We start from the raw sequence: 26,477 nt of genomic DNA on the forward strand, positions 1-26,477 counted from the left end.
GGGGCTAGTGAATGCCCTTAATACCGATGCGCAACCATCCTATTCCCGCGGTGACTGAGCCGCTTCAGTACAGGGCCATCGGTGTCGTCCGCGGAGAGTTCCGTGCGGACTCTGATGAGAAGTCCACGCGTGGACAGCTGATTGATTCCGATGGCCAGGCCTTGGAGTGTGTGGTGCTGGGACGGATGCTCACGTTGATGCGCCGTCATTTGGATATGAGTCAGCCTCATCTGTGGGTTGTGTATCCCCGCTGCCGAGAACAGGAGCATCTGCATCTTCAAATTGCCGGGATTTGGGAACCCAGCACGCTGTCTCGCTCGGATGACCTTGAAGGAAGTGCTCCCGCCGAAGACTCGTTGCCTGAAGGTGATGACTACTTTTCCATCCGAGGGGAGCTTGTTTACACCAAGGCCGAGACGGCGGATGTGGTGGTGAAGGTGCGTCAGCAACCCCGCGCCGATGGCTTTCGGCCTCTTCCTTTCAAGCTGCAGCTGAAAGGTCAGCTTGCTCTGGAGCATCTGCGGCATTTCGTCAGCCTTGATGTGCGCCGACAGGGCCAGTTGCTTCAGATCGAATCTTCAGAAGTGATTGCTCCGATGCCAACACGCGGCGGCAAGGGGCGAGGTGGTGCAGCCCGTCGTGGTGCCTCCAGCACGCGACCGGTCAGTAGCTGATGGCGTCGACGCCTGTTTCATCCACCACTGCGGGTCTTGCCGTCGCTGGCTGCACAGCTTTGGCTGTGTTTGGGCCCCTTGTCGGGGTGTCTCCGGCTTGGATCGCCCTTCTCATCGGTGGTGGATTGTTGGGACTCACGGTGGATGCCTCCCAGCTCGAAGGGATGGGCGGGCACCTAGTGGCCGAAGCTCTGCCGGGGGGGAAAGCCCGGTTGCGCCGGGTGGCACGCCATGAAGCCGGTCACTGGCTCGTGGCCCGCGACGAGCAGCTGGGTGTGAAGCGCGTGCTGGTTGGAACGCGGGCCTGTCTTGAAGCCGGTTTGCGCTGCAATGGGGCGACCGAGTTCGCTCTTCCTGATCAAGCACGTCTGCCCCTTGAGGAGCTTCGCCGCTGGAGTCGAGTGCTGCAGGCCGGCATTGTGGCTGAAGTATTGCTCGAGGGAGCAGCGCGGGGCGGCGAGGACGACCGGGCTTTGCTCGGGCGGATCTGGGGTCTGTCTGGTCAGGATGTGGAGACAGCACAACGGGAGCAACGCCGGGCACGGCGAGAGGTGGAACAATTTCTTCGCCATCACCGCGATGATCTTGAGGCTGTGGCCGAACGGCTGCTGGAGGGCCTGGAACCGGAGGCAGCATGACCTCCCTGTTTGTTGACTGTCCCACCGGTCTCGCCGGAGACATGCTTCTGGCGGCTTGTCTGGATCTCGGTGTTCCCGAGGAGGTGATCCATGAGCCCTTGCGCCAGCTTGGGTTCGCTCATGCCTACGCCCTCAGCGTTGAGGAGGCGTCCAGCGGCGGTCTGCGTGGCTTAAGGCTTGTCGTTGAGAGTACGGAAGACGAGCCGCCCCATCGGCACTGGCGTGAGCTGCGTGATCGCATCAGCGCCTCCCCCCTGTCTGCGCCGTTGCGCCAACGGATCCTTTCGGTATTTGAAGCCCTTGCTGAGGCTGAGGCAGCGGTGCATGGCACTGACCCCGAGGCGGTTCATTTCCACGAAGTAGGAGCCATCGACAGTCTTGTCGATGTGGTGGGGGTTTGCGCTGCCCTGGAGCATCTGCAGGTCAGTTCCTTGCTTTGCCAGCCCCCACCAGCAGGTCGGGGCACGGTGACCACGGCCCATGGCGTGTTGCCCGTTCCCGTTCCTGCGGTTCTGGAGTTGGCCAGGCGGCATGGGCTGACCCTGCTCGGCGGCATGGGGTGGCCTGAGGCCGAACTCACCACACCCACAGGATTGGCACTCATGGCCCTGCAGGCTGATGGATTTGGCTGGCCATCGGTTCTTCAACCGGTCGCTACAGGGATCGGACTGGGGCATCGCCAACTTGATCGTCCCAACCTGTTGCGTCTAATCCAGGTGCAGCCCGCTCAGTGTTCTGCTTCTGATCAACCCCAGTGGCAGGACCTGGTGGTGCAGGAGGCCTGGATTGACGATGCCTCAGCTGAAGCCATTGCCTGGTTGGTTGAGCAGCTTCGTAGCGGTGGGGCCCAGGATGTTGCCTGTGCACCCATTCAGATGAAGAAAGGCCGGGCTGGTACGGCCGTGACCGCCCTGGTGCGAGCAGACCATGCTGACGCGCTGAGGCGGATCTGGTGGCGAGAGAGTCCAACTTTGGGGCTAAGGGAACGGCACCAGGGGCGCTGGGTGCTTCCCCGGCGCAGGGGAATGCTCTCCACGTCCTGGGGGGACCTGGCTGCCAAGCAGGCCCGGCGTCCGGATGGACAACTTGAGGTCAAGCCGGAACGTGATGCTCTGCAGCAGCTGGCCGACAAGAGTGGACTGACACCTTCCCGTCTGCTCAGCCAGCTGCGGCTGGATGGTGAGGGGTTCGAGCCGTGGGAGGACTGGCGATGCTGAAGCTGCGCCGCTTGCAATGGCCTGTCTACCTGCCCGGTGGCCTGAAGCTGTGGGTGACGCTGCTGACCCTTTCCTTCGTCGCCTGGGCGCTCAAAGGGCATGCTGCGGGCTTGCGCAGCCTCACGATTTCGGCCCTGGGCTGGTGGTGGCTGATGCTGGCCATCGGGCTGAGTTGGCTCAGCTTGGTCGTGAATGCTGTCAGTTGGAGAGTCCTTGTTCTCTGGCTGGGCCATGGCACTGGCCAGACCCCTTTGTTGCCGCTCTATCTCAGCAGCAATCTTCTCAAGTACCTCCCCGGTGGGATCTGGCATTTCGTGAAGCGCGTGAGGGCATTAGCACCCTCCATCGGCACGGGCCCGGCTCTGGTTTCCGTGTTGCTGGAGCCGATGCTGATGGCTGTCGCCGCACTGCTCTGGGTGCCCTTCGGGGGCTTTCAGAGCGGACTGTCGCTGCTCGCTCCTCTGCCGGCCCTGCTTCTCCTGCCTCGCTGGCGGGAGCCGCTTCTGCGTCGCCTCGAGCGTCAGCGGCTGCGCCAGCTCAACCGGGTGCAGGACGATGCGTCAGGTGTTTTGACTGAACCCGAGCAGTACGGAAGCGGCCGTGATGGCTACCCATGGAGCCCCTTGCTGGCTGAGCTGCTGTTTGTGGCCTGCCGTTTCTCAGGATTTTGGGCCTGCCTGCAGGTGTTTGGCCTCAATCAGGTGCTGTCGATCACCGCTTGGCTGGCGGCCTTCGCCCTGGCCTGGACGGCCGGATTGGTGGTGCCGGCAGCCCCAGGAGGCTTGGGTGTCTTTGAGGCGGTGCTTCTGCTGAGGCTGGGGCAGTCGGTTCCTGAGGCGCCGCTTTTGGCTGTGGCGTTGAGTTACCGCCTGGTGGTCACCTTGGCGGATGTCTTGGCTGCCGGGGGCGTGTGGGCGGATAGGGCTCTGTCGGCGCGTTGGCTGGCCTCAAAGGCCTAACCGATCCATGGTGTGTATGGTGGCAAACACGTCTTGGCTGGGTGCAGTGATCACTTGGCTGTATCGCATCGAACCCAAGGGCCTGGATATGGAGAGCTTCTGAGATGGAGACACCGCCCACGGCCGCTCAGGTGTTGCCCTGTCCACTCGCTGCTGGTTGGGAGCTGGTGCGCACGATTCCCCTGCCGCGTACGGGCTCTGATGGACAGCCGATGGGGGGCTTCTCAGCGGCGGCCTATGACCAGGACGATGATCGGCTCTGGCTTCTGAGTGATGCCCCCCGAGGGCATCTGGTGCCGTTCAGCGGTTTGCGGGCACAGCTGACTGGTAGAGGTGCTCTGCGAGCCGGCCCCCGCTTGCTGCTCAGGGACGGTGCGGGTGAACTGCTGCCTGAAGGGTTTGATGGTGAAGGCCTGGTGCTCGCCGGAGACGAGGCCTGGATCGTCAGTGAAGGCCGCCGAAGCTCCCCTGGTGCAGGACAGCCCTCTGGCGGACCAAGACCTGGTGCCACTGGCGGTTCAGGCAACCGGTGAGCCGCCGCGCAACTTGGGGCGGATCACGCTCGGTCCTGCGGGGGCCGCGGCATCCCGCTCACTGGGCCTTACGGAGCTTCTGGCCTTGGATGCTCCACCGGCTTTGCTGGCTCTTCTGCGCAGTTATGTGCCGCCCCAGCGTTGGACTGCGCAGCTGCAAATGCTGCCCCTGCCCACGTCCCCTCTGGAGGAAGCGCCGCCCTTGGTCCCCTCCCAAGGCTGGGATCTGCTGGAGGCCGGCTTGCCTGCCGATAACTGGGAAGGGATGGCCTGGGGGCCCCAACTCGATGACGGCCGGGTCGTGCTTGTGCTGGTGAGTGACGACAATTTCAATCCGCTTCAGCGAAGCTGGGTGTCGCTGCTGGTGCCGCGTCGCGGTTCAGGCTGCCCGTCCGGTCGCTTTCAGTTTTGATCATGACCCTGCCTCGCCGTTCCGTTCTTGCGTTGCTGGGTCTTGGAGCTGCCGGTCTGGTGGGATCCCGGCCCCGGGGCCAGACCGCTGCGGCCGCTGATTCAGGGGTGCCTGTTTCGTCTGAATGGCCTTTCAAACCGGTGCCGACTCCACTGCCGGTGGACAGTGATGGCCTGACGGCTGCGCAGCAGCAGCAGGTGTATAGGCGCATTGCGGTGGAGGACCGCTTGGTGGTTCCCGAGGGGTATCGCGCCGATCTGATCGCGGCCTGGGGAGATCCGATGCCCCAGGGGCGCTTCGGCTTCAACAACGACTATCTCGGCTTTGTGTCCCGCGGATCGGACGATGCTCTGCTCACGGTGAATTTTGAGTACATCAGTGCCTTGCCCTGGACCGAGGGCTTCCGCGAGGTGGTCGGCCGCCCACTGCCCTGGCAGCAACTGGTCGCAGCTCTCGCCTCCCGCGACGGGGTGATCGATTGCACTGCGTTGCAGGGCAATGAGCGTTTGCTGGCTTTGATTCGCTCCGTCAGCGATGAAGCCATGGCGGATCTCGGGCTGGGGGTGATCGCCATCAGCCGGAATGGCGATGGCCAGTGGGCACGCCGCAGTGATCCTGTGGAGCGTCGGGTGGATGGTTTGGCTGGCTGGACTGATCCCTCCCAGCGCTTGCAAAGCACCGGGCCTGCGGCCGCGGTGTTTCGCCGCTCCGAGCGGATGGGCTACGACGATGGCCTCGGTGATCAGGTGATCGGTACCTTTGCCAACTGCGCAGGCGGTACCACGCCCTGGGGCACGGTGCTCAGTGCGGAGGAGAACTTTCAATCTCAGGTGCCGGAGCCGGTGTTCGCCGATGGCAGCGCGGTGTCTCCCTCCGAACGTCCCTTCGTCTGCCGGCAGACCCGGCTGGGGGGACTGGGCAATGTGTATGGCCTGGCTGGCAACAAGTACGGCTGGATGGTGGAGATCGACCCGGCAGCCCCCGAAACGCCAGTGCGCAAGCACACGGCGCTGGGGCGTTTCCGCCACGAGGCAGTGGCGCTTCGCGCTGAAGCGGGTGCTCCGCTGCGGGTTTACTCCGGCTGTGATCGCCGGGGCGGCCATCTCTACCGTTATGTCAGCGCCGAGCCTGTGACAACCCCTCGCGATCCAGGTAACTCGCGGTTGCTCGAGAACGGTGAGCTGCAGGTGGCCCGCTTCCTTGTGGATGGAACCGGTGAATGGCTCCCCCTGCGTGCAGATTCACCAGTGCGGCCGTTCCTGCCCAGCCGCTTCACGCAGGCGGGCCTGAGTTGCCCAGTGGAGCTTCCCCATTCCGATCGCCGGCGTGCCGGTGCGGAGTTCTTTCGCGAGGACGCCGCGGTGCAGGCCTACGCGAAGCGCTTCCCGACGCTGGGCAGTCTTTATTCGGGGGAAGGAGAACTCCTACAAGGAGCCATCCTGGTGGATGCCCACCTGGCGGCCCGAGCGGCAGGTGGAACTCCCACCGCCCGCCCTGAAGACACGGAGATCGATCCGCTAACGGGAGACCTATTGATCGCCTTCACTTCGGGCTATCCCAGCACCACCGGTGGTCCGGACCCCGCCATCTTCCGCGGGCCCAATGGGGAAGCGATCTGGGGCCATGGCTGGGTGATGCGTCTGTCGGATGATCCGGCCCGCAGCGGCGAGGCCAGTGGTGGCGCATTCCGTTGGCGCATGGCGGCCACCGGCGGAGAACCCTGGACTGGCGGTCTGGGTTTTACCAATCCCGACAACCTGGCGCTCGATGGCCAAGGCAATCTCTGGATCGTGACCGACCGTTCGGCCAAATCCTCGGCCAGCGATCAGTTCGGCAACAACAGCTGCTGGTTTGTGCCCCGAACCGGCGATAGCGAGGCCGAAAGGGCCGCCTGCTTTGCGACCGGGCCGATGGAGTGTGAGCTTTGCGGACTCAGCCTGGATGACCAGGAGAGGGCCCTGTTTCTGGCCATTCAGCACCCTGGTGAAGTCCACGGTGCCCGGGGGCCCAGGGACCAGGAAATGCAAGTGCACACGTTGCGTGACCGTGATGGAGGGGTGATCGAACAGCTGCGCACGGTCGCGATGGGTTCGAACTGGCCGGCCCAGGCACCCGGCCGCCCCCCTCGCCCTGGCGTGGTGGCGGTGCAGCGACGCAACGGTCAGCCGCTGCTGGAGGGCTGATCTGTTTCTCGACTGAGCTTGGGAATCAACGCTGTTGCAGCCAGCAATCCCAGGGTGAGGATCATGAGGGCCGGCCAGAGGGCGGCGGCGAGGCGTTCGTCACTGGCGTACTGAAACACCCGGATGGAGAGGGTGTCGAAGTCGAACGGACGCACCGCCAGGGTGAGGGGGAGTTCCTTCACGGTGTCGACAAAGACCAGGAGGCTTCCCACCAGCAGCGGTCCACGCAGCAGGGGTAGATGCACGCGGCGGAGCACGGCGGGCCAGCGCAGTCCGAGGCCCGTTGCCGCTTCGTCCAGGGTTGGAGAGAGCCTCTCCAGGGCGGCGTCCAGCCCCCCTTTGCCTACGGCCAGGAAGCGATCGCTGTATCCCCAAAGCAGCAGGAGGATCGGGGAGAGTTGCCAGGGGCCGCCCAGCAACAGCAGCGCCAGGGCAAGAACGGCACCTGGAATGGCATAGCCCATTCCGGCGAGGAAGGTCACGCTCCCCAGCCATCGGGAGCGACTCCAGCGCTTGGCGATGGCGAGCAGTAAGGCCGCTAGGCCCGTGAGCACTGCGGCTGCGAGGCCAAGGGTGAGGCTGCGCGCCGTGAGCAGCAGCAGTTCCGGTTGCCAACCGGCGGCTAGTTGCCCAAGGTTGTGGCACGCCCAGATCAATGGAATCCCAAGGCTCAGCAGCGGAGGGATGCCCCCTAGCACCTGAGCCAGCACGGCCCGGAGTCCCTCCAGGTGCCAGGCGGGGGATTCACCGCCGGCCACGCCCTCTGCCCAACGGCGACTGCGCCGGCGCAAGCGCCGTTCTCCGAACACCAGAAGCATCACGATGCAAAGGGTGATCAGTGCCAGCCCCACGGCCCCCGCGGGATTGCCGTCCATTTGCCAGGCCTGAAGGATGCCAGCTGAAAGACTGGGAATCCCCAACAGCTGAACGGCCCCGTAGTCGTTCACCACTTCCATCCCCATCAGGGCAACGCCGGCCCCGATGGCCGGCAGGGCCATCGGCAGTGCAATGCGGCGGAAGCTGTTCCAGGGGCCGACACCGAGGCATCGACAGGCCTCGAGTTGTCGACGTCCGCAAATGGTGAAGCTTTCGGTGCTCAGCAGGAACACATAGGGGTAGGTGCTGAGGGCCATCACGGCCACCCCCCAGCTCAAGCCATGGATGCGCAGGCCATGGAGGCTTCCCAGATCCACCAGCGTGGCGGCCAGCAAATAAGAGGGACTGGCCAGGGGCAGCAATTGGGCGATCCGCAGCCAGCGGCGACCAGGGAACCGACAGTTCGCCAGAAGCCAACCATTCACGGTTCCGAGCAGACCTCCTGCTAAGCCAGTCCCCAGAAGAAGCACGAGGGTTCCGCGCAGCTGGCTGACACCGTCTGAGCCGAGGCTGGCGTTGCCGTTTCTCAGCCCCTGCAGGCCTTCCCCCACAAGTCCGAGCACCGGCAGCAGCGCCAGGATTGCAACCAGCAGGGCACCGGCCACCAGCAAGCGCCGGCCTGGAACCCATCGACTGCCCCGTGGGCTTGTGCCCTGGGGCAGGGGACAGGGAATGGAGGGACTGATGCTCTTCACGCGTTGATCATTGCCAACCGTTGGCACTCATCAGTTCCACAGCCTTGCCATTCAGTTCACCGAGGCGAGCGGCAGACACATCAGCTTGGCGGAAGGAGCCCCAAGCTTTGAGGACTGGATCCACTCCCATGCCCTTGATGGGGTACTCGTGGTTGGCCGCGGCATAGCCCCCCTGGTTTTCGCTAGAGACCAGGAAAGCCAGGAAGCGAGCAGCGGCTTCGGGATTGCGACTTGAACGGGTCACACCGCCGCCGGTGATGTTGACGTGAACCGGTTCGGGCCAAACCACGGTCACCGCTTCACTGAGCTTTCGGTCAGTTTCCCCTTTGTCGCCAGCCTGCAGACGTCCGAGGTAGTAGCTGTTGGCGAGCGCCACGCCGCACTTGTTCTGGGCCACGGCCCGAATCATTGGGGTGTCACTGCTGAAGACCGGTTGGGCGAGATTGTCGACCATGCCGCGGATCCACTGGGCGGTTGCTTCTTCTCCTTCCCGGTCGAGCATGAAGGCCACCAGCGACTGGTTGTACACGCTGCGGCGATTGCGCAGGCAGAGGCGACCTTTCAAGGCCGGAGCAGCCAGCTTCTGGTATTGATCAACCTCTTCGGGTTGCACCGATGCGGTGTTGATCATGGGGGTGCGCAGCCTGCGGGTGAGTCCGAACCATCGCTGCTTGGGATCGCGCAGCTCTGCGGGGACCGCAGCATCTAGTTGCTTTGAACGCACAGGTTGAAAGAGATCAAGATCGGCTGCCTGGTCCAGACGTGCGGCGTCGGCAAGAATGAGCACGTCGGCCGGTGAGGTGTCGCCTTCGGTTCGCAGTCGCTGAATCAGGGCATCATCCTTGGCCTCCAGCAGCTTGACTTTGATGCCTGTTTTGGCGGTGAAGCGGTCGTAGAGCTTTTGGTCAGTGTTGTAGTGGCGGCCGGAATACACCCCGATTTCAGGCTGCTGACCCTTTTGGCTGCAGGCGGCCAGGAGTGCTGTTGACGCCAGAAGGAGTGAAAGGCCGAATCTTCGGCCGCGGTTCCAGACCAATTGAAGCTTGCGCATGGATGAGCAATTAATTGAATTTGAGAATCGTACTCAATAAGGGAGGTTTGCTTTTTGCCGCCTTGGTTCGGGCCGTGCTCATCCATAAAAAAAACCCCCGATCGCTGCGGGGGCATTGAGAGCTCTTGACTGCTGATCAGCGGTCTGTGCGCCGCACAGGAATCGGAACAAGGGTGGGTTCCATCAAGCCGCCTCCACCGTTGTCATCGTCGGAATCAAGGAGAAGCCAGAAGGCAAGCCCTAGAGCAATGAGCAGGCTGCCCGCTGCAAGAAGTTCCATCGTTCCTTCTCCACGTTGGTTGTCAGCCTAATCACATTGGCAATAAGTGGTGAAATCACGCGAATCCTTGACCGGCATCCTTTGCCACGCAGGCCTGGAGTTGCTGACGCAGGGTGTCGTGGTCGAGATCACGACCGATTAAAACCAGCTGGTTTTTGCGCTTGCCAGGCCAGTCGCTGTCGTCGATGGAAAAGCGCTTGCCAGCTAGGTGGAAGACGTGCCGGCGCTCACTTTCGTTGAACCAAAGAATTCCCTTGGCCCTGAACACACTTTCAGGAAGCTGATTGTCAAGAAAATTCTGGAACTTGCGCAAGCCAAAGGGCCCATCACTGCGGAAGGACAGGGAGGTGAAGCCTTCGATCGAGAGGTGATCAGCGGATTCATGCTCGTGATTGTGGCCATGATCATGGCTGTGCCCATGGTCGTGGTCGTGAGTGTGGCTGTGCCCATGGTCGTGATCCTCAGCCGCGTTCACAACGCGATCCGATTCGAACAGGCCAACGCTCAGGAGGAGCGGCAGGGGAACCTCCCCCTTCTCTGAGCGCAGAATCCGCGCATCGGTCTTCACTTCCCTCAGCCTGCTTTCAATGGCTTCGAGGCGCGCTGCGTCGACTAGGTCGGTTTTGTTGAGGAGAAGGATGTCTCCATAGATCACCTGGGAGCGCCCCACCTCGCTGGCGAGAATCTCCTCGCTGAAATTCTCCGCATCAATCAGGGTGATGATCGAATCAAGGCGCGTCTGATCTCGCAGTTCGCTGCCTAGGAATGTCATGGCAACGGGCAGGGGGTCGGCCAGCCCGGTGGTTTCCACCACCAAATAATCCAAATCTCTGGATTGTTCGAGGATGCGATCAACGGTTTCAAGCAGCTCGCCATTGATCGAGCAGCAGATGCAGCCGTTGCTGAGCTCCACGATGTCGTCGCTGGTGCTCACCACAAGATCGTTATCGATCCCGATTTCACCGAATTCATTCACCAGCACGGCTGTCTTGAGGCCGTCCTGATTGCTGAGGATGTGATTGAGCAGCGTGGTTTTCCCAGCTCCGAGAAAGCCTGTGAGGATGGTTACTGGCACGGTGCTGGCCGACTGAGCTGTGCCTGTCATTCAGAGGTTTCTGCACGTCACTCCATCGTGGCAGCTGTTAGCTGAGGCCGTCGATGCATCGGGCCAGCTGAACATCCAGATCACTGAGCCCGCCAAGATCGTGCGTCGTGAGTTCGATCGACACCCGGTTGTAGACGTTGCTCCAGTTGGGGTGGTGCTGCATCGTCTCAGCCAGGAGCGCCACCCGTGTCATGAAGGAGAACGCTTCACTGAAATCTTTGAATCGCCACTCCCTCTTCAGTCGATCACCTTCCACTTGCCAGTGGAGAAGAGAGGAGCTGAGTGCATCGAGCTCCTCTCTTCTGAGACGTTCTGCCATGGACTGCGAGAGCGATTGAATCCCACTGTGATCGCGCCAGCATCGAATGCAATCAAGATGTGACTAACGCAGCACTCAGCGTGCTTCCTATCCTTTGGCTGAACGCCGTAGAAGCATGGGCTCATTGCGAATCCTGACCGGAGTTGTTGTCGTCTTGAATCTTGTTGGCATTGATCGCGCCCAGGCTCAGAGGGTTGTGAAGAAACTGACCGCTCAATGCCCTACGGGTTACGTCAATACTGGACAGGGAAGCTGCAGTGCCTTGGGGCTGATGACTTACACCCTCAGGCCAAAGATGGATAAGCCTTGCTCACGTGGATGGTCATCCGTAGGCGGTGGTTATTGCCGCAGGGACTAAGAGTCGTTGTCTTCGATTGGCGAATCGATGGTATTGATTAATGTTCCGTAACGCTGATTGATGTCATAGATCGTTCGACTCATCCACTTGGCTCGAAATCTCAGGTAATCGTATTCCTGAAGAGTTAATTGTTTTTGACTGATGGCGACCCAGCTTCGTGCAATCAGCTTCGCTTTACGGCCTCCCCGTACTCCTGCGGCCAAATCAGCTTCAAGCTGAGTATGGAATGTAATGTCTGTTTTGGAGTAACTTTTGCGAATGATAATAGTCAAGATTCGCTCGCTTGATCGACGATTGTTTTTATTTTCTAAGATTATTTTTTGTCTGTTGATGAGAGTCTCCTGAGAATTCTTCAAGGAGCTCCCTCAATGCAAGCAGGATCGTCCGACCGACCAGGAAGGAATTGAAGTTGGGATTCGCAACGTATCAAAGCGATGAACCCGATCAGGAGTCCAACCAAGGCAAGGGAGGCGGGGATCAGAATCAATTGAATGGTCTGCTGACGCATCGCTGAGATGTTGGTCTGAATGCGGCCAGTATCGACCACTCTTCCGGTTCTGGTTGGGTTGTGCTTTTCGTTGACTCAATCGGTTTGTCATGCTGATACCGGATCTTGGACGACAACGACGTGAGCAGTGCAACGGCTTGGGTGCGACTAGGCCGCTATCTCAAGGAAACTCAGCTGTTGGGTTCGATTCAGAGCACGCTATCACGGTAGTCTGCACACAGCAATCAATTCCAGATGCTTCTGGTTCCGCTACGGCGCGTCTCTGATGGTGAGCAGGTCGATGGCAGCGGGCTTCAGAGGCAGTCAGATCAGGCCCTGGCCTACGCCGAAGCACGTGGTTGGACCCTTCATTCCGAGACCTATTCAGATGAAGGTGTCAGCGGTTTCTCCGGCGCAAATCTTGATGGTGATCTCGGCAGGTTCCTTTCAGATCTGAAGCGCGGGCACTTTGGTGATCAGCCCGTTGCTCTTGGAGTCGAAGATCTCGACCGGCTTTCACGTCAGTTCAGCCTCGCTTTTCTGCCGGTCCTTGTTGATGACTTGCTGAATGCTGGAGTCACGCTTGCTGTGATGAAAAAGGGCAGAGACATAAGCCGTGAATCTGTCCGCAAAAACCAGATGGAGCTTCATGAGCTGCTCTTCTGGATGGGTGGTGCCCATGAGTTCAGCCTGAAGCTCAGCGACCGCATCACTGATCATCGTGATCGGCTTCGTCAAGCTATTCGCGATGGCAAGCCAACCAATCCCGGCAAGGCACCTAGCTGGATTGCACTCAAAGGTGATGAATGGGTGCTGACCGATTACGCCGACGTGATTCGGCGCATCATCGAGATGTCTCAGATGGGAGCCGGTGCACCGACGATCGCAAAGAAGCTGAATGAAGATCGGGTGCCATCACCCGGCACCATTCTCAAACGCAGGACGAATCCAAAGGCCCCAATCTCCAAATGGGCTCCAACGGTCGTTTTGCAGATCTTGCATTCACCAGCGCTTCATGGTGCTCGTTCTGTTGCGGTCCCAGGCCACAACACCCGCATTCGTGAATGGAAGGAGGAATGCGCTCACAAGCTCAGGCAGGGTGTTCCTCCAGAGCAGCTGCCAAGGAAGCCTGAACGGGAATTTGAGCCTGAACAGCAGGACTATTACCCAGCGCTGCTGACGCTGGATGAGCATGAGGCTTTGAAATCTCTGCTCAGTTCTCGGCTGACTTCTGGTGCCAGGGGGCGGAGTGACAAGAACTATTGGATCGCCTCACGGCTCACCACCTGCTCCTGCGGATCGACGCTGACGACCTACAGCAATACAACCAAGCGAGGAAAAGGCATTTATCGATATTTGCGTTGCACCGGCAAACGCGATGGAGCTTCAGCTTGTGATGTTGGCCTGATTCCACTGTTGCCAGCCCAGGCGCATCTACTCACAAGATTGACCAGTTCTAACTTTCTTGAAGTGCTCCGGCGTCAGACCGGAGAGAACGTTCAAGGTCAGCTCAGCCAGTTCACGTCACGACGGCAGGAGCTGATCAGCACCGTGGAGACCACAAAGGCCAAGGTTGCTGCTGGTGAAACGGTCATGGCAGAAGCTGATGATCCTGCTGTGCTGTCGATCCTTGCCAAGCGTCAGGCCACGCTGCAGCAAGAGTTGATGGAGTCCTATTCGGCGTTGGATTCTGTTGAGAGGGAGCTGCAGAGCCTGCAGGCCACCGGCAGCCGTGAACAGATGGCTGCTGATGCAAGCGAGGCAGTGAAGGGGCTGCTGGGACGGTTTGCGTCAGGTGCGGATGATGTTGATGATCGGCGTGCGGTGAATGACCACCTGCAACGTCTGGGGCTGAGGGTGGTGATCGATGGTGACCGGATGGGTCTGTCGATTGGTGATCACGAGCCTGAATGGCAGGTGATGAACCCTCGTCTTGATCTGGCTGGGTTGCGTGATGCGATGACCGACGCCAAGGATCTGTGGTTCAACGTCGATGCAGAAGCGCTGGAGCTGATGAAACAGCTGCCACGGTCAGAAGATGGCCTGGCGGACATGCGGCCATTGTTTGAGGCGATGGGGCTGGATGCAGGTGATCAGCCGGTGTGGATGGACCTGAGCCCCGGAGCGGAGCCCTGAGGCGGAGCGATGGGGCGTCAGAAGGACGGTTCGTCCTGTCACCTAACTAGATGACATGGTCAGGACTGATTCGGCCAGCACTTGAGTTGATCGAAGGGAATCAGAGTCAGTCCTGCTGGAGCTTCAGCGGTGGCCACCATTTCTCCAGTGCGGTTGCGCTTGTAAGGAGCGGCAAAACGCTTGTCACCCGTCTGCTGCATCACACCGTTGATCCGATCGCACCACGCGGTTGAGTTATGGATGTTGCTGACGCGTCCGATAGACACGTATTCGATCCCTTCCTGGTGGTCGGCTTGATGGCACATCTCGTGAAGCAAGACGCCGCCCCAGTCGCCGGAGGCGTAGGTCTTGGGCTGAAGGGCGATGTGATCAGGAGCGCAGAAGCCGGCGTGCTTGCCGTGACCTGAAAGCCCGATGATCAAGGGAATGGGCTTGAGGGAGCCGTTGAAAATGCGGTCGTTGACGGACTGCCAGACGTCGTACAGCTCAGGGGTGGGGCTGATTGATTTGAGGTAAGCGGTGATTTGGCCCATGGGCTCATTGTGACACGTAGTTAGATGACACGCAAGTAATTGATGGTTGTGGATGGAGGGGAGATCACGGAGGTGCGCACCAAGGCGGTGATCTAGTTGTTGATATTGACCAGACGGTTTTTTGATGTAAGATAAGGGCAGGAATCAGGAAGAAGTAAGCAATACTTTCCTTAACCAGGTCTTAACCCAATGTTAACCAAACTTTAACCTATTCTTAAACTGTTCTTAACATTTAGGCGCTATAATAAGAGTAAGGCCGGAGACACCTCTCTAGCCCTTGTTGGTCTAGTCCAACAAACACAATTCCCGCCAAGATCGCCCTTGGGGCTTGAGATTGGCACCGAACCTTGATAACTGAATCCAGCGGCGCAACTGCGAAAACCACTCATTGGAGTTAAGCAACCATGCGCCGAACCAAAGCCGAGATCGACGGCATCAAGCGATCCATCTACGAACTGTGTGCCCGTTATCAACCGATGACGGTGCGGCAGCTGTTTTATCAGCTGACAACTATTGGAGCCATCGACAAGACCGAGCAGGAATACAAGGGCACGGTCTGTCGTCTCACGAAGGAAATGAGGCTCAACGGTGAACTGCCCTGGGAATGGCTGGCAGACAACACCCGTTGGATGCATAAGCCACGCACCTACGGCGGCATCAGTGACCTGCTGGAGTCCTCTCAGCGGGCATACCGCCGCGCCTTGTGGGACCCGTCCACCAACCCTGATTACTGCGAGGTCTGGATCGAGAAGGATGCACTGACCGGCGTGTTCATCGATGTCACCTCAGAGTTCGATGTGCCCCTGATGCCCTGTAAGGGCTACCCCAGCCTGAGCTTCATCAGAGAGGCGGCAGAGACTCTGACCCGACAGATTCACAGCCGATACCGCCAAGTCGATGGGGTCATCACCTCAGGCAAAGCGCCATCAGCCAACGTCTATTACTTCGGGGACTTCGATCCCTCCGGTGTGGACATCAGCCGAAGCACGGAAGCCCGCCTTCGGGAGTTCATCACCGAACTTTCGGGTGGCGATGACTTCCTGCAGCAGTATTTCCACTTCCACCGCGTTGCGGTGAACCACGACCAAATCGAAGCAATGGGGCTGCCCACCCGTCCGACTAAAAAGTCAGACAGCCGCAGCGCCAACTTCGGTCACAAAATCAGCGTTGAGGTTGATGCCATCAACCCCGACACCCTGCGCCAAATGACACGGGACTGCATCACGGCTCACATTGATGAGCATCAGCTCCAGCGTCTTCGGGACACCGAAGCGACGGAGCGGCAACTGCTGGAGCAGGTCAGCAATTTCACCAACCTGCACGGCACCACCGCCCTTCAGGAGCGATTGGCAGCCTGATTGATTTATTGGACTAGACCCACAACGCCGCTGGATTCAGGAGTCACCCCCTCACACCACCCAGGCGTTGACTGATTCCAGTTAGAGACACTCCAGCTGCAGGAGCCCCGTCAGTAGCGCCAATTGACTGACTCCCCCCGAATAGCACTCCGCAACAGACTCCTGCTTCGCAGGAGCACCGTCCTGGCTCATCGCTTGGATCAGGTCTGCCTCCTTTGCCAACAGACCAGCGATGTTGTTCAGCTCAGCGTTCATTAGAACGGCTGAAATTCAGGGAAGTCAATCTCGTCCTGAATGCTCGGAATCGTCGTCGCCAAAGGATCTTGAAATAGCTCCAGTTGCTTTGAACCCTCGTCAAGCTGTTTCATCACCTTGCGTGCTTTTCGCAGCAAAGGTGCTGGTGTGCGGTCCTCAAGTTCACGCAATGAACTGGTGACATGTTGATTCAAACAGTCAGCGGCAATGATGTTCATCCCAACCAGAATTTGGGTGAAATGATCAGCAGCGGTGGCTGCATTGAATTCATTGATGCCTGTCATTGCCCAAAGCCCATGACAAGCTCGTTCAAAGCTGCTTTCCAGTAGTGCCTGCGTTTTGCCATCGCGGACAGACTTGTAAATATCAAGTCGATCGCCAGGTGGTCCGAGACGATGTTGAGGCTTGGATTGAGTCATAAAAAAAAGAGAGCAGGCGCTGCCGCTACTAAGCAACCTGCCTATTGATTTTATCGAGGCTGAAGATGCGGTCGATGCTCAACGCGCACCTCGCCAAGACTCAAGCCCCTGGCTTATACCCAGCAATTAGGACTTGAGGCCTCGGGTCTTGTTGGCCTTGCCAGAATGAAGAATGATCTCTTTTGGACAGGGGCACTAAAAAGCCCCCGCAGTTACCAGCTGCAAGGGCCAAGAGATCTGAAAGTTGTCTGGATCTGATTATGGCACCAACCAATAAGGGCAGCAGCCAGAAACTCGATAACCCTTTCATCCCTCACGCCATTGCATTGGGCTTAAGCCATGACCACCTCGCGGAGATCCCTGGCGGCAACGTCGAGACGTATCTGAACTTGCGCAGCATGTGGCGCAGGCGTCCTGATCAGCCCATCTCATCCAAGGCTTACGCCGAGGCATTCAGAAAAGGACGCAACACCGTCACGAAGCTTTTGAAGCTGATCGCCAAGCACCACGGTGCAGAGATCACTGAAGTGCGCAACAAATACGGACGGCACGACGGTCATCTGATCACCGTGCTTCCTGGAGAGCACGGGTCAAATCAAGACGTGGCATTGAATGACCACGAAATGACCCCAAAATGCACGCAAATTGCACCCAAATCGCCCCTATCCGTAAACCAGCCGTGCTTCGCTGAGAACACACCATGCTCTCAGGAGAGCACGGACCGTGCTTCGCTGGTTCCGCACCGTGCTTCCGTGGGAGCACCTTTAGATAGTTCTTTAGATGTTCGAGTAGATGACAGTAGAAATAAAGAACTAAGGCGAACGGCTGTCGCCGTTGCGCCGCCTATCGATCGATCAAAAAGCTCAAAAGCAATCGAGATAGCCCTTCGGCTCTTTGACCATGTCCAGAAATGCCTCGGCGGTCCTCTCTCCGATCCGCAGACTCGCGACGTCCTTCAGCAGGCTGCTCTGGAACACACCGAAGACGAAGCCATCAGACGAGTTGCTGTCGGCCTTCAGGTTGCCCATGGATGGGCCTGGATCAAGGCTGCTCCGTCATCGCGTGATGCCGGGCAATGTCTCCACGCTGCATTGCAGGGAAAAATCTGGGAAATCATCCCGCAAGAAAACTGCGATCTGATGACTGACGAGCCGCCGACATGGAACGGTCAACAGTGGATCGAAAACATCAGCGGCTCTGATTTTCACGGTCTTGTTCGTGAAAACGTTCTGGAGGCCAGGAGGGCGCCTTCGGCGCTTAACAAGGAAATGCCCTTGGTATCCATTGCAGTGCCCTCTGAGGCGATCACAGGCGCCTCTCAGCGCGTTGCTGATGCCATCAGTGATGGACACCTTGTTAATTCTTCCGTTGCATCGCCGCCCGCCAAGAATCAATCCCTGCAGGTTAAGAATGGGTTAAGCGATCAAGAGGCGGAGGAGGAGCGCCTTAGCCGCCTCCGCGCTGAAGCACATCGCCAAGCGGCAAACCTTCCTCTCTCCGGTTCTGCTAATCGCTACGGAATACCTGCTTGATTGTCTCTAATACCCGCTAATCCTGTTTTGCTTTATCATTTAGTACATGGGAAAGAAGTCTTCCAACTCAGAAATCGATCGACGTATTCATACCGTCGTCAAACTTTTGTCGTCTGCGAAGACATCCAGCTACATCGTTCGATTCTGTTCGGAGGAGTATGGGGTCACTAGCCGACAAGCCGAGAACTACCTGAGGCGCGCCAGAGAAATCATCCGGGCGGATTACAGCGTTGATCGGTCTGACTTTCTCGGCTCTCGTTTAGCCCTGCTCGACGAAATCATCGAAGCCAGTATCCGCACCAAGCAGCATTCAAATGCGGTGGGTGCTTTGAAGCTGCAGGCTCAGCTAACACGGTTGGTGGAAGGCGGTTGAAGCAGTTCTGCAGCAAGTAATGCAAAACATCCGCATTCTGCGTTCAGGCATATCTCAACCTATTACCCTCATAATTTTTCTGCAGAATTACCAATCGCTCTGTTAAAGAGTCATGCCTTGTAGCTGCAGCAGAATTACTTGGATCAATCAGATCAAATCTGGCAGTAGCAAGATATTCCAGAAAGTCCTTTGGCTCACATCTTGAACCTCTTCTGCTTTGCCAGCTATGGAAGTCAGCATGGATACTGCTTTCGAGAATCAAGATGTTTTCATGAAGATCCGCAAGATCTGGTCTGCTGGACTTGTTGAACAAATGATGTCCATCAAGAGTTAGCTGCCTTCCACGCGCTTTGCGAGAACCCGTCACCTGGCAGGTATCTCTGGCTGCTCGTTTAGCATGCTTAATCGCTTTAGTGATTCGTAAATCGGCACTAGAAAGTCTTTTCAGCTCTTTTTTAAAACAGTCCTCAACCACTTCGCCTACGGCCGAGACCCAAGCTCGCCTAGATTTAGTGATTGAAGAATTTACCTTCATATCCATGGCAATACTTGCAAGCCCCTTTTGGCTCCATGCTTTTTCGCCTTTCTGATCAAGAACAAAATCCTTTTCGATCTCTAGACCTTCCTGTCCATCCAGGGAATCTGACTTCACAAGCCGATCAATTGCATTGTTAATGCCAAGACCATTTGTTTGAAGTACCTTGATAGAAGTGCGCCTATCAATAAATAACAACTCACCAGAAGCATGCACTATTCCATTGGTTTCAATCAACTCTTGCGTAATTCGGCGTGAAACAAGCATTTGCTTACGCTTTCGTTTTCGGTGAGTAAACATCTCTACAACCCTGGAGACGACCCCTTCCCTATCGCCTTCAAGGTACTTAGCAATTGCCTCAACCCCTTCTTCGGTAAAACGCCTCTCTTGATAATCACCTGTGCTTTGAACGAACTCAAAATGCTCGCCTTCGACTAGATCCCAGGGATCATCGTCATACTTATCGAAGAAATCGACAGTGTCGTAAAGCTGATTGATTTTGATACCAAGGATTTTGGCAGATTCCCTGTCAGTAAGAAGTTCCCTCATGGTTCTACTCCTCAATCAATTCATTAATGCGAGCAGCGAGTCGCGCATCTTTTGAAGACGCTCAAAAACTCGTGCATCCCCTCCCATATCGGGATGATGTGTCTTCACAAGTTGCCTATAGGACTTCTTGATGTCATCTGTTGTTGCTGTAGACGAGTTCAAACCGAAGACATGCCACGGCCTGAAATTCTCAAGAACATCTATTCCATTGATGCAGGTAGGCCCCTCTTGCTCTCTTTCATCTTCAGGAACTGCGATCCATTTTCTATATTGTTTTCTCCAGTCTTCGGTTGTTTTTAAGCCAATCTTTTCTCCAGTTAAAGCCATTGCGAATGTCTTATTTTTACGCAGTTCAGTTACTGTCTTGCATCCAAACTTGTTAAGAACAGCTTTTCTCATTGTCGTAGCAGTAAGTTCTTTTGGCTTTAATTTCTTGGGCGCCTTAAATGGTCCTCGGTTGATCGTCACCGCGAAAGCCAAAAGAGCGTCAACACTTGGTGAATTCGAGTGAATCAGTAGATCCCGAATCAGCTTCTGAACTTCTGGAAGAGTTAATTTCGTCTTTCTTGTTGCCATGTGCGAACTGGATCTGTGAGGCTCTAACCCCGTGAACACACCATCTCAGTTCCAGCTGGAAATCAACTCCCCCAACTGAGGGATTTATTCAGCGGACTTCATCCCCCAAAAGGACTAGAGGCTTACCCCCAGGTGCCAGCCAACCAGCCTGTCCGCTTCGTCAGTCGTGAGGATCGGGTCCATCCAGTCCAGTAGCAGCTCAATGACCGCAGGCTTTCCGAGCCGTTCGATGCCTAGTGACAGCCATGCCTTGAAGCTATCGGGTCATTGGCACGTAGCGCCAAGAGCAGCTCCTGCAGCAGCGCAAGGGTCATTTGCGTGTCGAGGGTCATGGTTCAGGCGTGTCTGCCTTGAGTGTTCACCGCTCTTGGTGGCAATAAAAAACCCCGCCTTGCGACGGGGTGAATGTTTGTCGGGAGATCGATAGCGACAACCACGCTCCTTGCCTTCCCCGCCGGACTCGGGTCTTGTATAGCTTTCAGCTGATAGGCATCAGGCTTCCCGACAAAGGATTAGCGGCAAACCTGTTTTGCACGGTATTCGCCAGCACTTCCAGGCATTAAGTCAGTCCAGGGTCTGTTTTTGAACGAACTTTGCCAAGTGCTGCAATTAATCCATTGTGGATATTGATTGTTAGCATGGTTTATTTCTACTTGGCAGAGATTTCCTCTGCACCCTTTTGATCTCCAGTACACAGGATCACCGTCAGAATGCCCCATGAACATCCAGCCATTTCTTGCTTCGACGGGATTTGGAGCGATGAATGAAGCACCGATAACAGCAGCGGCAGCGATTGCGTTGAAGAGTTTCATTTGACTCAAGGATTAGAGGAATAGTTTGTCAATCATTCAGAGAAGGATGAGAAGGACGACGCCGAGCGTTGTGAGTGTTGTGCCGATGTTTGCGAGAGCTTCGTTGCGATCGGTGTGGGTGGCAGTGGTGGTTGTCATGGTTGGTGTGAGCTGTGAGGCTCTCGCCCCGTGAACACACCATCTCGCTGGCAGCCCTGAATTCCCTCACCAAAATGGGTGGACCTCAAGTCATTCCCCTCCCCCAAAGGTGCAATTCGACCCAAAGTCAGAACAGCTGCAAGCTGTGACCCAAAAGAGCAAGAGCCTTTGGGGTGGCAAGACAGCAGTAGTGGCAATGGGTGACCTGCTGACCTTGGCAGCGTTCAGCCTGTTCCCACCCATTACCAACACACTGGTTGGTTCGTGCAGCACAGAACGGGAAGCACTCGCCGCGTGCAAGGACAAGCAGCCAGACCTCCTTTACGTCACTGAATGCTTAGAGCAGGGCTATGGCATTCCATTAGCCGTGAAGGTCAAAGCAGTGAGTCCGAACACTCGCGTGCTGCTGCTCTTGCACAGAGAGAATCAAGAGGTTGTAAGGGACGCACTTGATGCTCACATAGATGGGATTGCTTTTGTCAGTTCTATTGGTCAGGGCTTTGACGGTGACTTCTTCAAGTCGTTGGAAGCTATGGCTGATGGCAACACTTACTACCCGAAAAAGGTCCGAGAAACTGCTGGTTTCAAGAAGGGCCTGATCCTCAACGAACTATCATCGCGAGAGACGGAAGTCTTAGAAGCCCTTTGCCAGGGCATGAGTAACAAAGAAATTGCTGAAGTTATGGTCGTCTCGACTGAAACGATTAAGAGTCATGTGAGCACCATCATCAGCAAGCTTGGAGTCAAAGATAGAACACAAGCTGTTATCGCATGCATCCGTGCAGGCATTTAAAAACCCCGCCATTGCTGACGGGGTGAATGTTTGTCGGGAAATCGATAGCGACAACCACGCTCCTTGCCTTCCCCTTGTCGGGTCTTGTATGGCTCTCAGCCTCGATTCCAGGCTTCAGGCTTCCTGATAGTGAATTAATTGAAGCAATAACTTATGATTTTTCCCACTGGGATCTTGTCAATCTGCCCAATGCAGGCAGAGCTGAGTGGTCGTGGATAATTGAATTTGCTTGGAGTAGAACTATCTTTATCGAAAAGAATGTCCCAGCCAGCAGAGCGCATTCTTATGGCTTCCGCACCTTTAGCGATTTTCCAACCAGCTGCGGCCTGATATTTATTATCTGGATCTAATACGGCTAAATCGCAGCTTCCCTTTGGAATTCGACCGCTTATTTTTTTAGCAAAAGAGTCAGCTCTATAGGATTTATTCCAGGATTTATTGTTATTTGCGTAGATATATGGATCGTTATCATTGCAGACCATCATGTATTGCATTCCCGACAGTTGAAACCGAATTGAGGCATTAGCAGGAATTGTGTTGCCAATGCAGAAGGCGAAAACAGCGGTAGCGATTGCGTTGAAGAGTTTCATTTGACTCAAGGATTAGAGGAATAGTTTGTCAATCATTTAGAGAAGGATGAGAAGGACGACGCCGAGGGTTGTGAGTGTTGTGCCGATGTTTGCGAGAGCTTCGTTGCGATCGGTGTGGGTGTCAGTGGTGGTTGTCATGGTTGGTGTGAGCTGTGAGGCTCTCGCCCCGTGAACACACCATCTCGCTGGCAGCCCTGAATTCCCTCACCAAAATGGGGGGACCTCAAGTCATTCCCGTCCCCCAAAGGTGCAATTCGACCCAAAGTCAGAGCAGCTACAAGCTGTGACCCAAAAGAGCAAGAGCCTTTGGGATGGCACGACAGCAGTAGTGGCAATGGGTGACCTGCTGACCTTGGCAGCGTTCAGCCTGTTCCCACCCATTACCAACACACTGGTTGGTTCGTTCAGCACAGAACGGGAAGCACTCGCCGCGTGCAAGGACAAGCAGCCAGACCTCCTTTACGTCACTGAATGCTTAGAGCAGGGCTATGGCATTCCATTAGCCGTGAAGGTCAAAGCAGTGAGTCCGAACACTCGCGTGCTGCTGCTCTTGCACAGAGAGAATCAAGAGGTTGTAAGGGACGCACTTGATGCTCACATAGATGGGATTGCTTTTGTCAGTTCTATTGGTCAGGGCTTTGACGGTGACTTCTTCAAGTCGTTGGAAGCTATGGCTGATGGCAACACTTACTACCCGAAAAAGGTCCGAGAAACTGCTGGTTTCAAGAAGGGCCTGATCCTCAACGAACTATCATCGCGAGAGACGGAAGTCTTAGAAGCCCTTTGCCAGGGCATGAGTAACAAAGAAATTGCTGAAGTTATGGTCGTCTCGACTGAAACGATTAAGAGTCATGTGAGCACCATCATCAGCAAGCTTGGAGTCAAAGATAGAACACAAGCTGTTATCGCATGCATCCGTGCAGGCATTTAAAAACCCCGCCATTGCTGACGGGGTGAATGTTTGTCGGGAGATGGATAGCGACAACATCAGCGCCCCCTGCTTTCCCCTTGCGGGTCTTGTATAGCTTTCAGCCCCGCTAAACGGCTTCAGGCTTCCCGACAAGGATGATCAGTAGTTGCGGAATCGAATAGAGCCATAACCACCACCGGAATTTCTAAAGTTGTAACCACCACCTCCACGATTTGTGAAAGTGCTGCTGTTGCCGTAGCTATCGCGGACACGGAATCCATTTGGGCGCTGTTGAATTGTGTAAGTGCTGCTTCCGTAATACTGCGCAGATGCAGAAGTAGTGCTGGCAAACAATGCAGTACCGGCGATTGCAGCACCAGCGATTGCGTTGAAGAGTTTCATTTGAGTTAGGTGTTGTGGAGGTCATCTCTCCTGGACCTCTTCACCATCGCCGTTCTCGCCTGAAAGCAACTCCCCCAACTGAGGGATTTTTGAAGGAACCTTCCTCCCCCAAATGGGTCAGAGGCTTACGCCTAGGTGCCAACCCACCAGCCTGTCCGCTTCGTCAGTTGTGAGGATTGGATCCATCCAGTCCAGTAGCAGCTCAATCACAGCAGGCTTTCCAAGTCGTTCGATGCCTAGAAACAGCCATGCAGGCCCGTGGTCGGCCGCTGGTGAAGGTTACCGATCGAATGATTGGGAGGAGGGATCAGGTGTCGATCTGAGCTGACCAGCCTTGCTCGCCTGTCCAAGCCAGAACGGTTTGAATAGCATTGTTGATCTGCAGCGATGCCCTGCGAGTAGCTTCTGCACCCTTGGCTTTGCGGAGATGAAGTTCCACCGCTTCAGGACTACGAATCAAGTATGCAGCCTCCCTGACCAGCCGTGGTGTGTCGTCATGATCAAGCACCTTCTGGATAAGGCCAGCGCCCCATAGAGCAGCCCAGGGATGACTCGGGTCGCACATGTTGATCAAGCCGATAGGGGGTCTGCAATGTCTTGGAATGCTTGTTCCTGGAGTTGTTGAACTGCAGAGATTGCTTCATGGGCTGGCCACCCGTAGTGATGCATAAGCTCACCGACCAAGTAGTCCGGTGAGTTGGCGATTCGTGCATTTAATTCAGCTACGTAACTGTCTTCACGGGCGAGTGCAAAGAGTCTCAGCGAATGGAGTTGTCGAGCGGTTAGTTGTTTCATGGCATAAGTCTCCACGTTGGGGTGTCGTAGGTGCTGCCAAATGACCTCATCCGAGCAATCAAAAATCACACCACCCCGATGTAAACCGCCATGCAGAAAGTGCCTGTCCCTATGTCTGTTGATGTTCACCAATTAAGGGGCATACAGGCCCGTGGTTGGCAGCTGGTGAATGGGGAACCGATTGATTGGGGCTGATCAGCAGATCAATCCAGGGGCTGCCCCATTGCGTCATAGGTCTGCCCATTCCAGGTGAAGTGCTGGAGCACTCGATCGCTGATCCGGCCGCCGAACCGTAGGTAAGACGCAATGCCTTCGGGTGTTGTCCGATCGGCAGGGGGTTCGATTTCATCCACTTGCATAGGATCGCCATACCGGCAGTTTTCATAGAGGGCGAAAGCTGTGGTCATGAGATGGACCATCCTTCTGAGTCTGTGAATCACACGACGTCCTGAACGGCGCGAATGATCTGAAGCGATGCCCTTCGAGTGGCCGCTGCACCCTTGGCTCTGCGGAGATGAAGCTCCACAGCTTCAGGGCTACGGATCAGGAATGCAGCTTCCCGGATCCGACGTGGTGTGTCGTCGTGATCGATCACCTTCTGAACCAGACCCTGACGCCAGAGAGCATCACCGGGTCGATCGTGGCCAACCAGTGCAGCCATGGTGTCAGCAATGATCTGCTCAGTGCTGGTGACCGCTGGGGCAGGTCTTTGAGCCTGCTGCCGTTCACGAACTGATCGTTGTGGCTTCTGCTCTTCGGACCATGAGAGCCCAGTGCCTGGCAGGCCAACCGTTGTGCGTGTCCCGCCTTGGCGGGCAATCGGCACGTTCACCGTGGCGCCAGGACCACCGATGGACAGGCTGCTGAGACCGTTCTTGCTGAGGTTCAGCGCGAAGGGACCGAACTTGATCCGGCGACGGAATCTGAAATTCATTTGGCCTCCCAGCGGAGATCGTCTTCAGCCTGAGCAAGAGCCTGCCGGGCAATCGCGAGCGCTTGTTCCAAACGATCGTTGGAACCCTTGCCACTACCGCTGAGATAGGCCGCTGATTTGACGAACGCCTTCATCTCCTTGTCGAAGTCCTTGAGGATCTGGGCCTTGTCTTGGCGGCGCTGCTGATCTGCAGCCAGAGCACCATCAGGGTCGATTCCAAGCTGCAGGCAGCTCAGATGATGGATATGACGGCAGCCAGCGTGAAATTGCCAGAAATTCAGAGTCGCATTCACGGGGCGATTCATCACCCCCTCTGCTTCATCAGTCCCGTTTTGCTCCATATAGACGGAGACGGCGAGCATTTTTGCTTCCCAGCTGGCAAGCAACACATCAATGTCGGTTTTGCCGGAACCATCAAGCCAAACGGCACTATCACGAAGGATGCGGCTAAAGCGATAAGCAGCTTTGCTGGCGCTGTTGCTTTTGCCGTGGGTATACGAGCGGAAATTGAATTTCTGGCTGAACCACTTATTCCAAAAGTGTTCCACGTCCCGCATCACCCATGGAAACAAAATCCTGCCGTCTGCGGATTTAGCGGAGGTCATGCCGCCTCCTCTTCAATTGAGCGGAGACGGCTCAGATGCCAATCCGCTGCATGAGCACAATCAGCAGCGATCTGCTCGTAATGCGGGCCAAGGCTGGCGAAATAGACCGAGCGGAGACGTTCCCACCGCTCGGCGTAATGGAGCTGTTCTGCGGAGAGTGTGCGTTGGTATCCCATCAGTTGCTCTCCAGCTCTGCAGCGACAGCAGCCAGCCCGATCGATGCACGGGCCTTGGTCAGCTCACGAAGGCCACCTGAGAGGTTTCTGGCGACTGTTGAGGGGTGTTCGTACTGGAGGAAGTCTTCGACGGCTGCAATGGCCTGTTCGATCTCAGGCAGAACTGCATGACGCAGGTTCAGGACGGGATCGCCCTTGAATTTGGGTCTCATGGTTTTGATTTTTGGATTACTGGAGCCCCGGACTCGTTAGGTTCTTTCCAGATCTGA

Annotated in this window: 33 protein-coding genes; 13 read left to right on the top strand and 20 right to left on the bottom strand. The window is 56.7% G+C overall.

All coding sequences use genetic code 11. The annotated features are described in order from the left end of the window. Positions 1–26: 26 nt before the first annotated feature. The 7 genes from ACLM45_RS13490 (at position 27) to ACLM45_RS13520 (ending at position 6,616) form a co-directional block, all read left to right on the top strand. A complete protein-coding gene (locus ACLM45_RS13490) occupies positions 27–674 on the top strand; it encodes a hypothetical protein (protein ID WP_415409770.1) in 648 nt (215 codons plus the stop codon). Then, positions 674–1,312 (top strand): hypothetical protein, encoded by a 639-nt coding sequence (locus ACLM45_RS13495; protein WP_415409771.1) that lies wholly within the window; start codon positions 674–676, stop codon positions 1,310–1,312. The genes ACLM45_RS13490 and ACLM45_RS13495 overlap by 1 nt, the downstream gene beginning before the upstream one ends. After that, the gene (gene larC / locus ACLM45_RS13500) at positions 1,309–2,529 is read left to right on the top strand and encodes a nickel pincer cofactor biosynthesis protein LarC (RefSeq protein ID WP_415409772.1); all 1,221 of its coding nucleotides are present in this window, start codon (positions 1,309–1,311) and stop codon (positions 2,527–2,529) included. The genes ACLM45_RS13495 and larC overlap by 4 nt, the downstream gene beginning before the upstream one ends. After that, positions 2,523–3,488 carry a lysylphosphatidylglycerol synthase domain-containing protein gene (locus ACLM45_RS13505; protein WP_415409774.1) on the top strand — a complete coding sequence of 322 codons (966 nt, stop codon included), beginning with the start codon at positions 2,523–2,525 and terminating at the stop codon, positions 3,486–3,488. Before larC ends, ACLM45_RS13505 begins: the two co-directional genes overlap by 7 nt. 104 nt (positions 3,489–3,592) lie before the next feature. Next, positions 3,593–4,021: an esterase-like activity of phytase family protein gene (locus ACLM45_RS13510; RefSeq protein ID WP_415409776.1), complete on the top strand. Its 429-nt coding sequence runs from the start codon at positions 3,593–3,595 to the stop codon at positions 4,019–4,021. Further along, positions 3,936–4,433, top strand: coding sequence for an esterase-like activity of phytase family protein (locus tag ACLM45_RS13515; protein ID WP_415409778.1), 498 nt, complete (start codon positions 3,936–3,938; stop codon positions 4,431–4,433). The genes ACLM45_RS13510 and ACLM45_RS13515 overlap by 86 nt, the downstream gene beginning before the upstream one ends. A 2-nt stretch (positions 4,434–4,435) precedes the next feature. Next, positions 4,436–6,616 (top strand): PhoX family protein, encoded by a 2,181-nt coding sequence (locus ACLM45_RS13520; RefSeq protein WP_415409779.1) that lies wholly within the window; start codon positions 4,436–4,438, stop codon positions 6,614–6,616. Here ACLM45_RS13520 and ACLM45_RS13525 read toward each other — a convergent pair. From ACLM45_RS13525 to ACLM45_RS13550, 6 genes are all read right to left on the bottom strand, one after another. Further along, positions 6,595–8,187 carry an ABC transporter permease gene (locus ACLM45_RS13525; RefSeq protein WP_415409781.1) on the bottom strand — a complete coding sequence of 531 codons (1,593 nt, stop codon included), beginning with the start codon at positions 8,185–8,187 and terminating at the stop codon, positions 6,595–6,597. The two genes, ACLM45_RS13520 and ACLM45_RS13525, sit on opposite strands and share 22 nt — an antisense overlap. Before the next feature lie 7 nt (positions 8,188–8,194). Continuing rightward, entirely contained in the window at positions 8,195–9,238 is a 1,044-nt protein-coding gene (locus ACLM45_RS13530; protein WP_415409782.1) for an extracellular solute-binding protein, read from the bottom strand. Between the two features lie 136 nt (positions 9,239–9,374). Beyond that, a complete protein-coding gene (locus ACLM45_RS13535) occupies positions 9,375–9,518 on the bottom strand; it encodes a hypothetical protein (protein ID WP_006043567.1) in 144 nt (47 codons plus the stop codon). Positions 9,519–9,573: 55 nt separating this feature from the next. After that, positions 9,574–10,623 (bottom strand): CobW family GTP-binding protein, encoded by a 1,050-nt coding sequence (locus ACLM45_RS13540; RefSeq protein WP_415409784.1) that lies wholly within the window; start codon positions 10,621–10,623, stop codon positions 9,574–9,576. Positions 10,624–10,660: 37 nt separating this feature from the next. Beyond that, a complete protein-coding gene (locus ACLM45_RS13545; RefSeq protein WP_415409786.1) occupies positions 10,661–10,942 on the bottom strand; it encodes a 4a-hydroxytetrahydrobiopterin dehydratase in 282 nt (93 codons plus the stop codon). Positions 10,943–11,296: 354 nt separating this feature from the next. Next, the gene (locus ACLM45_RS13550; protein ID WP_415409788.1) at positions 11,297–11,656 is read right to left on the bottom strand and encodes a hypothetical protein; all 360 of its coding nucleotides are present in this window, start codon (positions 11,654–11,656) and stop codon (positions 11,297–11,299) included. Between the two features lie 386 nt (positions 11,657–12,042). On the opposite strand from ACLM45_RS13550, the gene ACLM45_RS13555 reads away from it, so the two are divergent. Further along, positions 12,043–13,923 (top strand): recombinase family protein, encoded by a 1,881-nt coding sequence (locus ACLM45_RS13555; protein ID WP_415409789.1) that lies wholly within the window; start codon positions 12,043–12,045, stop codon positions 13,921–13,923. 59 nt (positions 13,924–13,982) lie between these two features. Here ACLM45_RS13555 and ACLM45_RS13560 read toward each other — a convergent pair whose 3' ends face one another. Further along, complete coding sequence (locus ACLM45_RS13560; protein ID WP_415409791.1) at positions 13,983–14,456, bottom strand: hypothetical protein; 474 nt, start codon at positions 14,454–14,456, stop codon at positions 13,983–13,985. Between the two features lie 404 nt (positions 14,457–14,860). Here ACLM45_RS13560 and ACLM45_RS13565 point away from each other — a divergent pair, with 404 nt between their 5' ends. Next, positions 14,861–15,814, top strand: a complete 954-nt coding sequence (locus ACLM45_RS13565) for a hypothetical protein (RefSeq protein WP_415409792.1) — start codon at positions 14,861–14,863, stop codon at positions 15,812–15,814. Positions 15,815–15,895: 81 nt separating this feature from the next. On the opposite strand, the gene ACLM45_RS13570 is transcribed toward ACLM45_RS13565, so the two are convergent. Both ACLM45_RS13570 and ACLM45_RS13575 read right to left on the bottom strand, forming a co-directional pair. Next, positions 15,896–16,069, bottom strand: coding sequence for a hypothetical protein (locus tag ACLM45_RS13570; RefSeq protein WP_415409793.1), 174 nt, complete (start codon positions 16,067–16,069; stop codon positions 15,896–15,898). Continuing rightward, positions 16,069–16,524: a hypothetical protein gene (locus tag ACLM45_RS13575; RefSeq protein WP_415409794.1), complete on the bottom strand. Its 456-nt coding sequence runs from the start codon at positions 16,522–16,524 to the stop codon at positions 16,069–16,071. Before ACLM45_RS13575 ends, ACLM45_RS13570 begins: the two co-directional genes overlap by 1 nt. Before the next feature lie 449 nt (positions 16,525–16,973). On the opposite strand from ACLM45_RS13575, the gene ACLM45_RS13580 reads away from it, so the two are divergent. Beyond that, positions 16,974–18,020, top strand: a complete 1,047-nt coding sequence (locus ACLM45_RS13580; protein WP_415409795.1) for a hypothetical protein — start codon at positions 16,974–16,976, stop codon at positions 18,018–18,020. A gap of 106 nt (positions 18,021–18,126) precedes the next feature. Continuing rightward, positions 18,127–18,393, top strand: a complete 267-nt coding sequence (locus ACLM45_RS13585) for a hypothetical protein (protein ID WP_415409796.1) — start codon at positions 18,127–18,129, stop codon at positions 18,391–18,393. 43 nt (positions 18,394–18,436) lie between these two features. Here ACLM45_RS13585 and ACLM45_RS13590 read toward each other — a convergent pair whose 3' ends face one another. From ACLM45_RS13590 to ACLM45_RS13600, 3 genes are all read right to left on the bottom strand, one after another. Further along, complete coding sequence (locus ACLM45_RS13590) at positions 18,437–19,477, bottom strand: hypothetical protein (RefSeq protein ID WP_415409797.1); 1,041 nt, start codon at positions 19,475–19,477, stop codon at positions 18,437–18,439. Positions 19,478–19,492: 15 nt separating this feature from the next. Then, entirely contained in the window at positions 19,493–20,053 is a 561-nt protein-coding gene (locus ACLM45_RS13595; protein ID WP_415409799.1) for a J domain-containing protein, read from the bottom strand. Between the two features lie 512 nt (positions 20,054–20,565). Then, positions 20,566–20,865: a hypothetical protein gene (locus tag ACLM45_RS13600; protein ID WP_415409800.1), complete on the bottom strand. Its 300-nt coding sequence runs from the start codon at positions 20,863–20,865 to the stop codon at positions 20,566–20,568. A 247-nt stretch (positions 20,866–21,112) separates the two neighbouring features. On the opposite strand from ACLM45_RS13600, the gene ACLM45_RS13605 reads away from it, so the two are divergent. Next, positions 21,113–21,796, top strand: a complete 684-nt coding sequence (locus ACLM45_RS13605; RefSeq protein WP_415409801.1) for a LuxR C-terminal-related transcriptional regulator — start codon at positions 21,113–21,115, stop codon at positions 21,794–21,796. 134 nt (positions 21,797–21,930) lie between these two features. Here the strand turns inward: ACLM45_RS13605 and ACLM45_RS13610 are convergent, their stop codons facing one another. Continuing rightward, complete coding sequence (locus tag ACLM45_RS13610; RefSeq protein ID WP_415409803.1) at positions 21,931–22,386, bottom strand: hypothetical protein; 456 nt, start codon at positions 22,384–22,386, stop codon at positions 21,931–21,933. Positions 22,387–22,633: 247 nt separating this feature from the next. On the opposite strand from ACLM45_RS13610, the gene ACLM45_RS13615 reads away from it, so the two are divergent. Continuing rightward, the gene (locus ACLM45_RS13615) at positions 22,634–23,317 is read left to right on the top strand and encodes a LuxR C-terminal-related transcriptional regulator (RefSeq protein ID WP_415409804.1); all 684 of its coding nucleotides are present in this window, start codon (positions 22,634–22,636) and stop codon (positions 23,315–23,317) included. 138 nt (positions 23,318–23,455) lie between these two features. Here the strand turns inward: ACLM45_RS13615 and ACLM45_RS13620 are convergent, their stop codons facing one another. The 7 genes from ACLM45_RS13620 to ACLM45_RS13650 form a co-directional block, all read right to left on the bottom strand. Then, positions 23,456–23,698 carry a hypothetical protein gene (locus ACLM45_RS13620; protein ID WP_415409806.1) on the bottom strand — a complete coding sequence of 81 codons (243 nt, stop codon included), beginning with the start codon at positions 23,696–23,698 and terminating at the stop codon, positions 23,456–23,458. A 307-nt stretch (positions 23,699–24,005) separates the two neighbouring features. Beyond that, positions 24,006–24,263, bottom strand: a complete 258-nt coding sequence (locus ACLM45_RS13625) for a hypothetical protein (protein ID WP_415409808.1) — start codon at positions 24,261–24,263, stop codon at positions 24,006–24,008. A 433-nt stretch (positions 24,264–24,696) separates the two neighbouring features. Beyond that, a complete protein-coding gene (locus ACLM45_RS13630) occupies positions 24,697–24,900 on the bottom strand; it encodes a hypothetical protein (RefSeq protein ID WP_415409810.1) in 204 nt (67 codons plus the stop codon). 29 nt (positions 24,901–24,929) lie between these two features. After that, complete coding sequence (locus ACLM45_RS13635; RefSeq protein ID WP_415409811.1) at positions 24,930–25,427, bottom strand: DUF4236 domain-containing protein; 498 nt, start codon at positions 25,425–25,427, stop codon at positions 24,930–24,932. Beyond that, the gene (locus tag ACLM45_RS13640; RefSeq protein ID WP_415409812.1) at positions 25,424–26,032 is read right to left on the bottom strand and encodes a hypothetical protein; all 609 of its coding nucleotides are present in this window, start codon (positions 26,030–26,032) and stop codon (positions 25,424–25,426) included. The genes ACLM45_RS13635 and ACLM45_RS13640 overlap by 4 nt, the downstream gene beginning before the upstream one ends. Next, positions 26,029–26,208: a hypothetical protein gene (locus ACLM45_RS13645; protein WP_415409813.1), complete on the bottom strand. Its 180-nt coding sequence runs from the start codon at positions 26,206–26,208 to the stop codon at positions 26,029–26,031. The genes ACLM45_RS13640 and ACLM45_RS13645 overlap by 4 nt, the downstream gene beginning before the upstream one ends. Further along, positions 26,208–26,420 carry a hypothetical protein gene (locus ACLM45_RS13650; protein ID WP_415409815.1) on the bottom strand — a complete coding sequence of 71 codons (213 nt, stop codon included), beginning with the start codon at positions 26,418–26,420 and terminating at the stop codon, positions 26,208–26,210. Before ACLM45_RS13650 ends, ACLM45_RS13645 begins: the two co-directional genes overlap by 1 nt. Between the last annotated feature and the right edge of the window lie 57 nt (positions 26,421–26,477).

It is taken from the genome of Synechococcus sp. A10-1-5-9 (assembly GCF_047716785.1).
Lineage (GTDB): Bacteria > Cyanobacteriota > Cyanobacteriia > PCC-6307 > Cyanobiaceae > Synechococcus_C.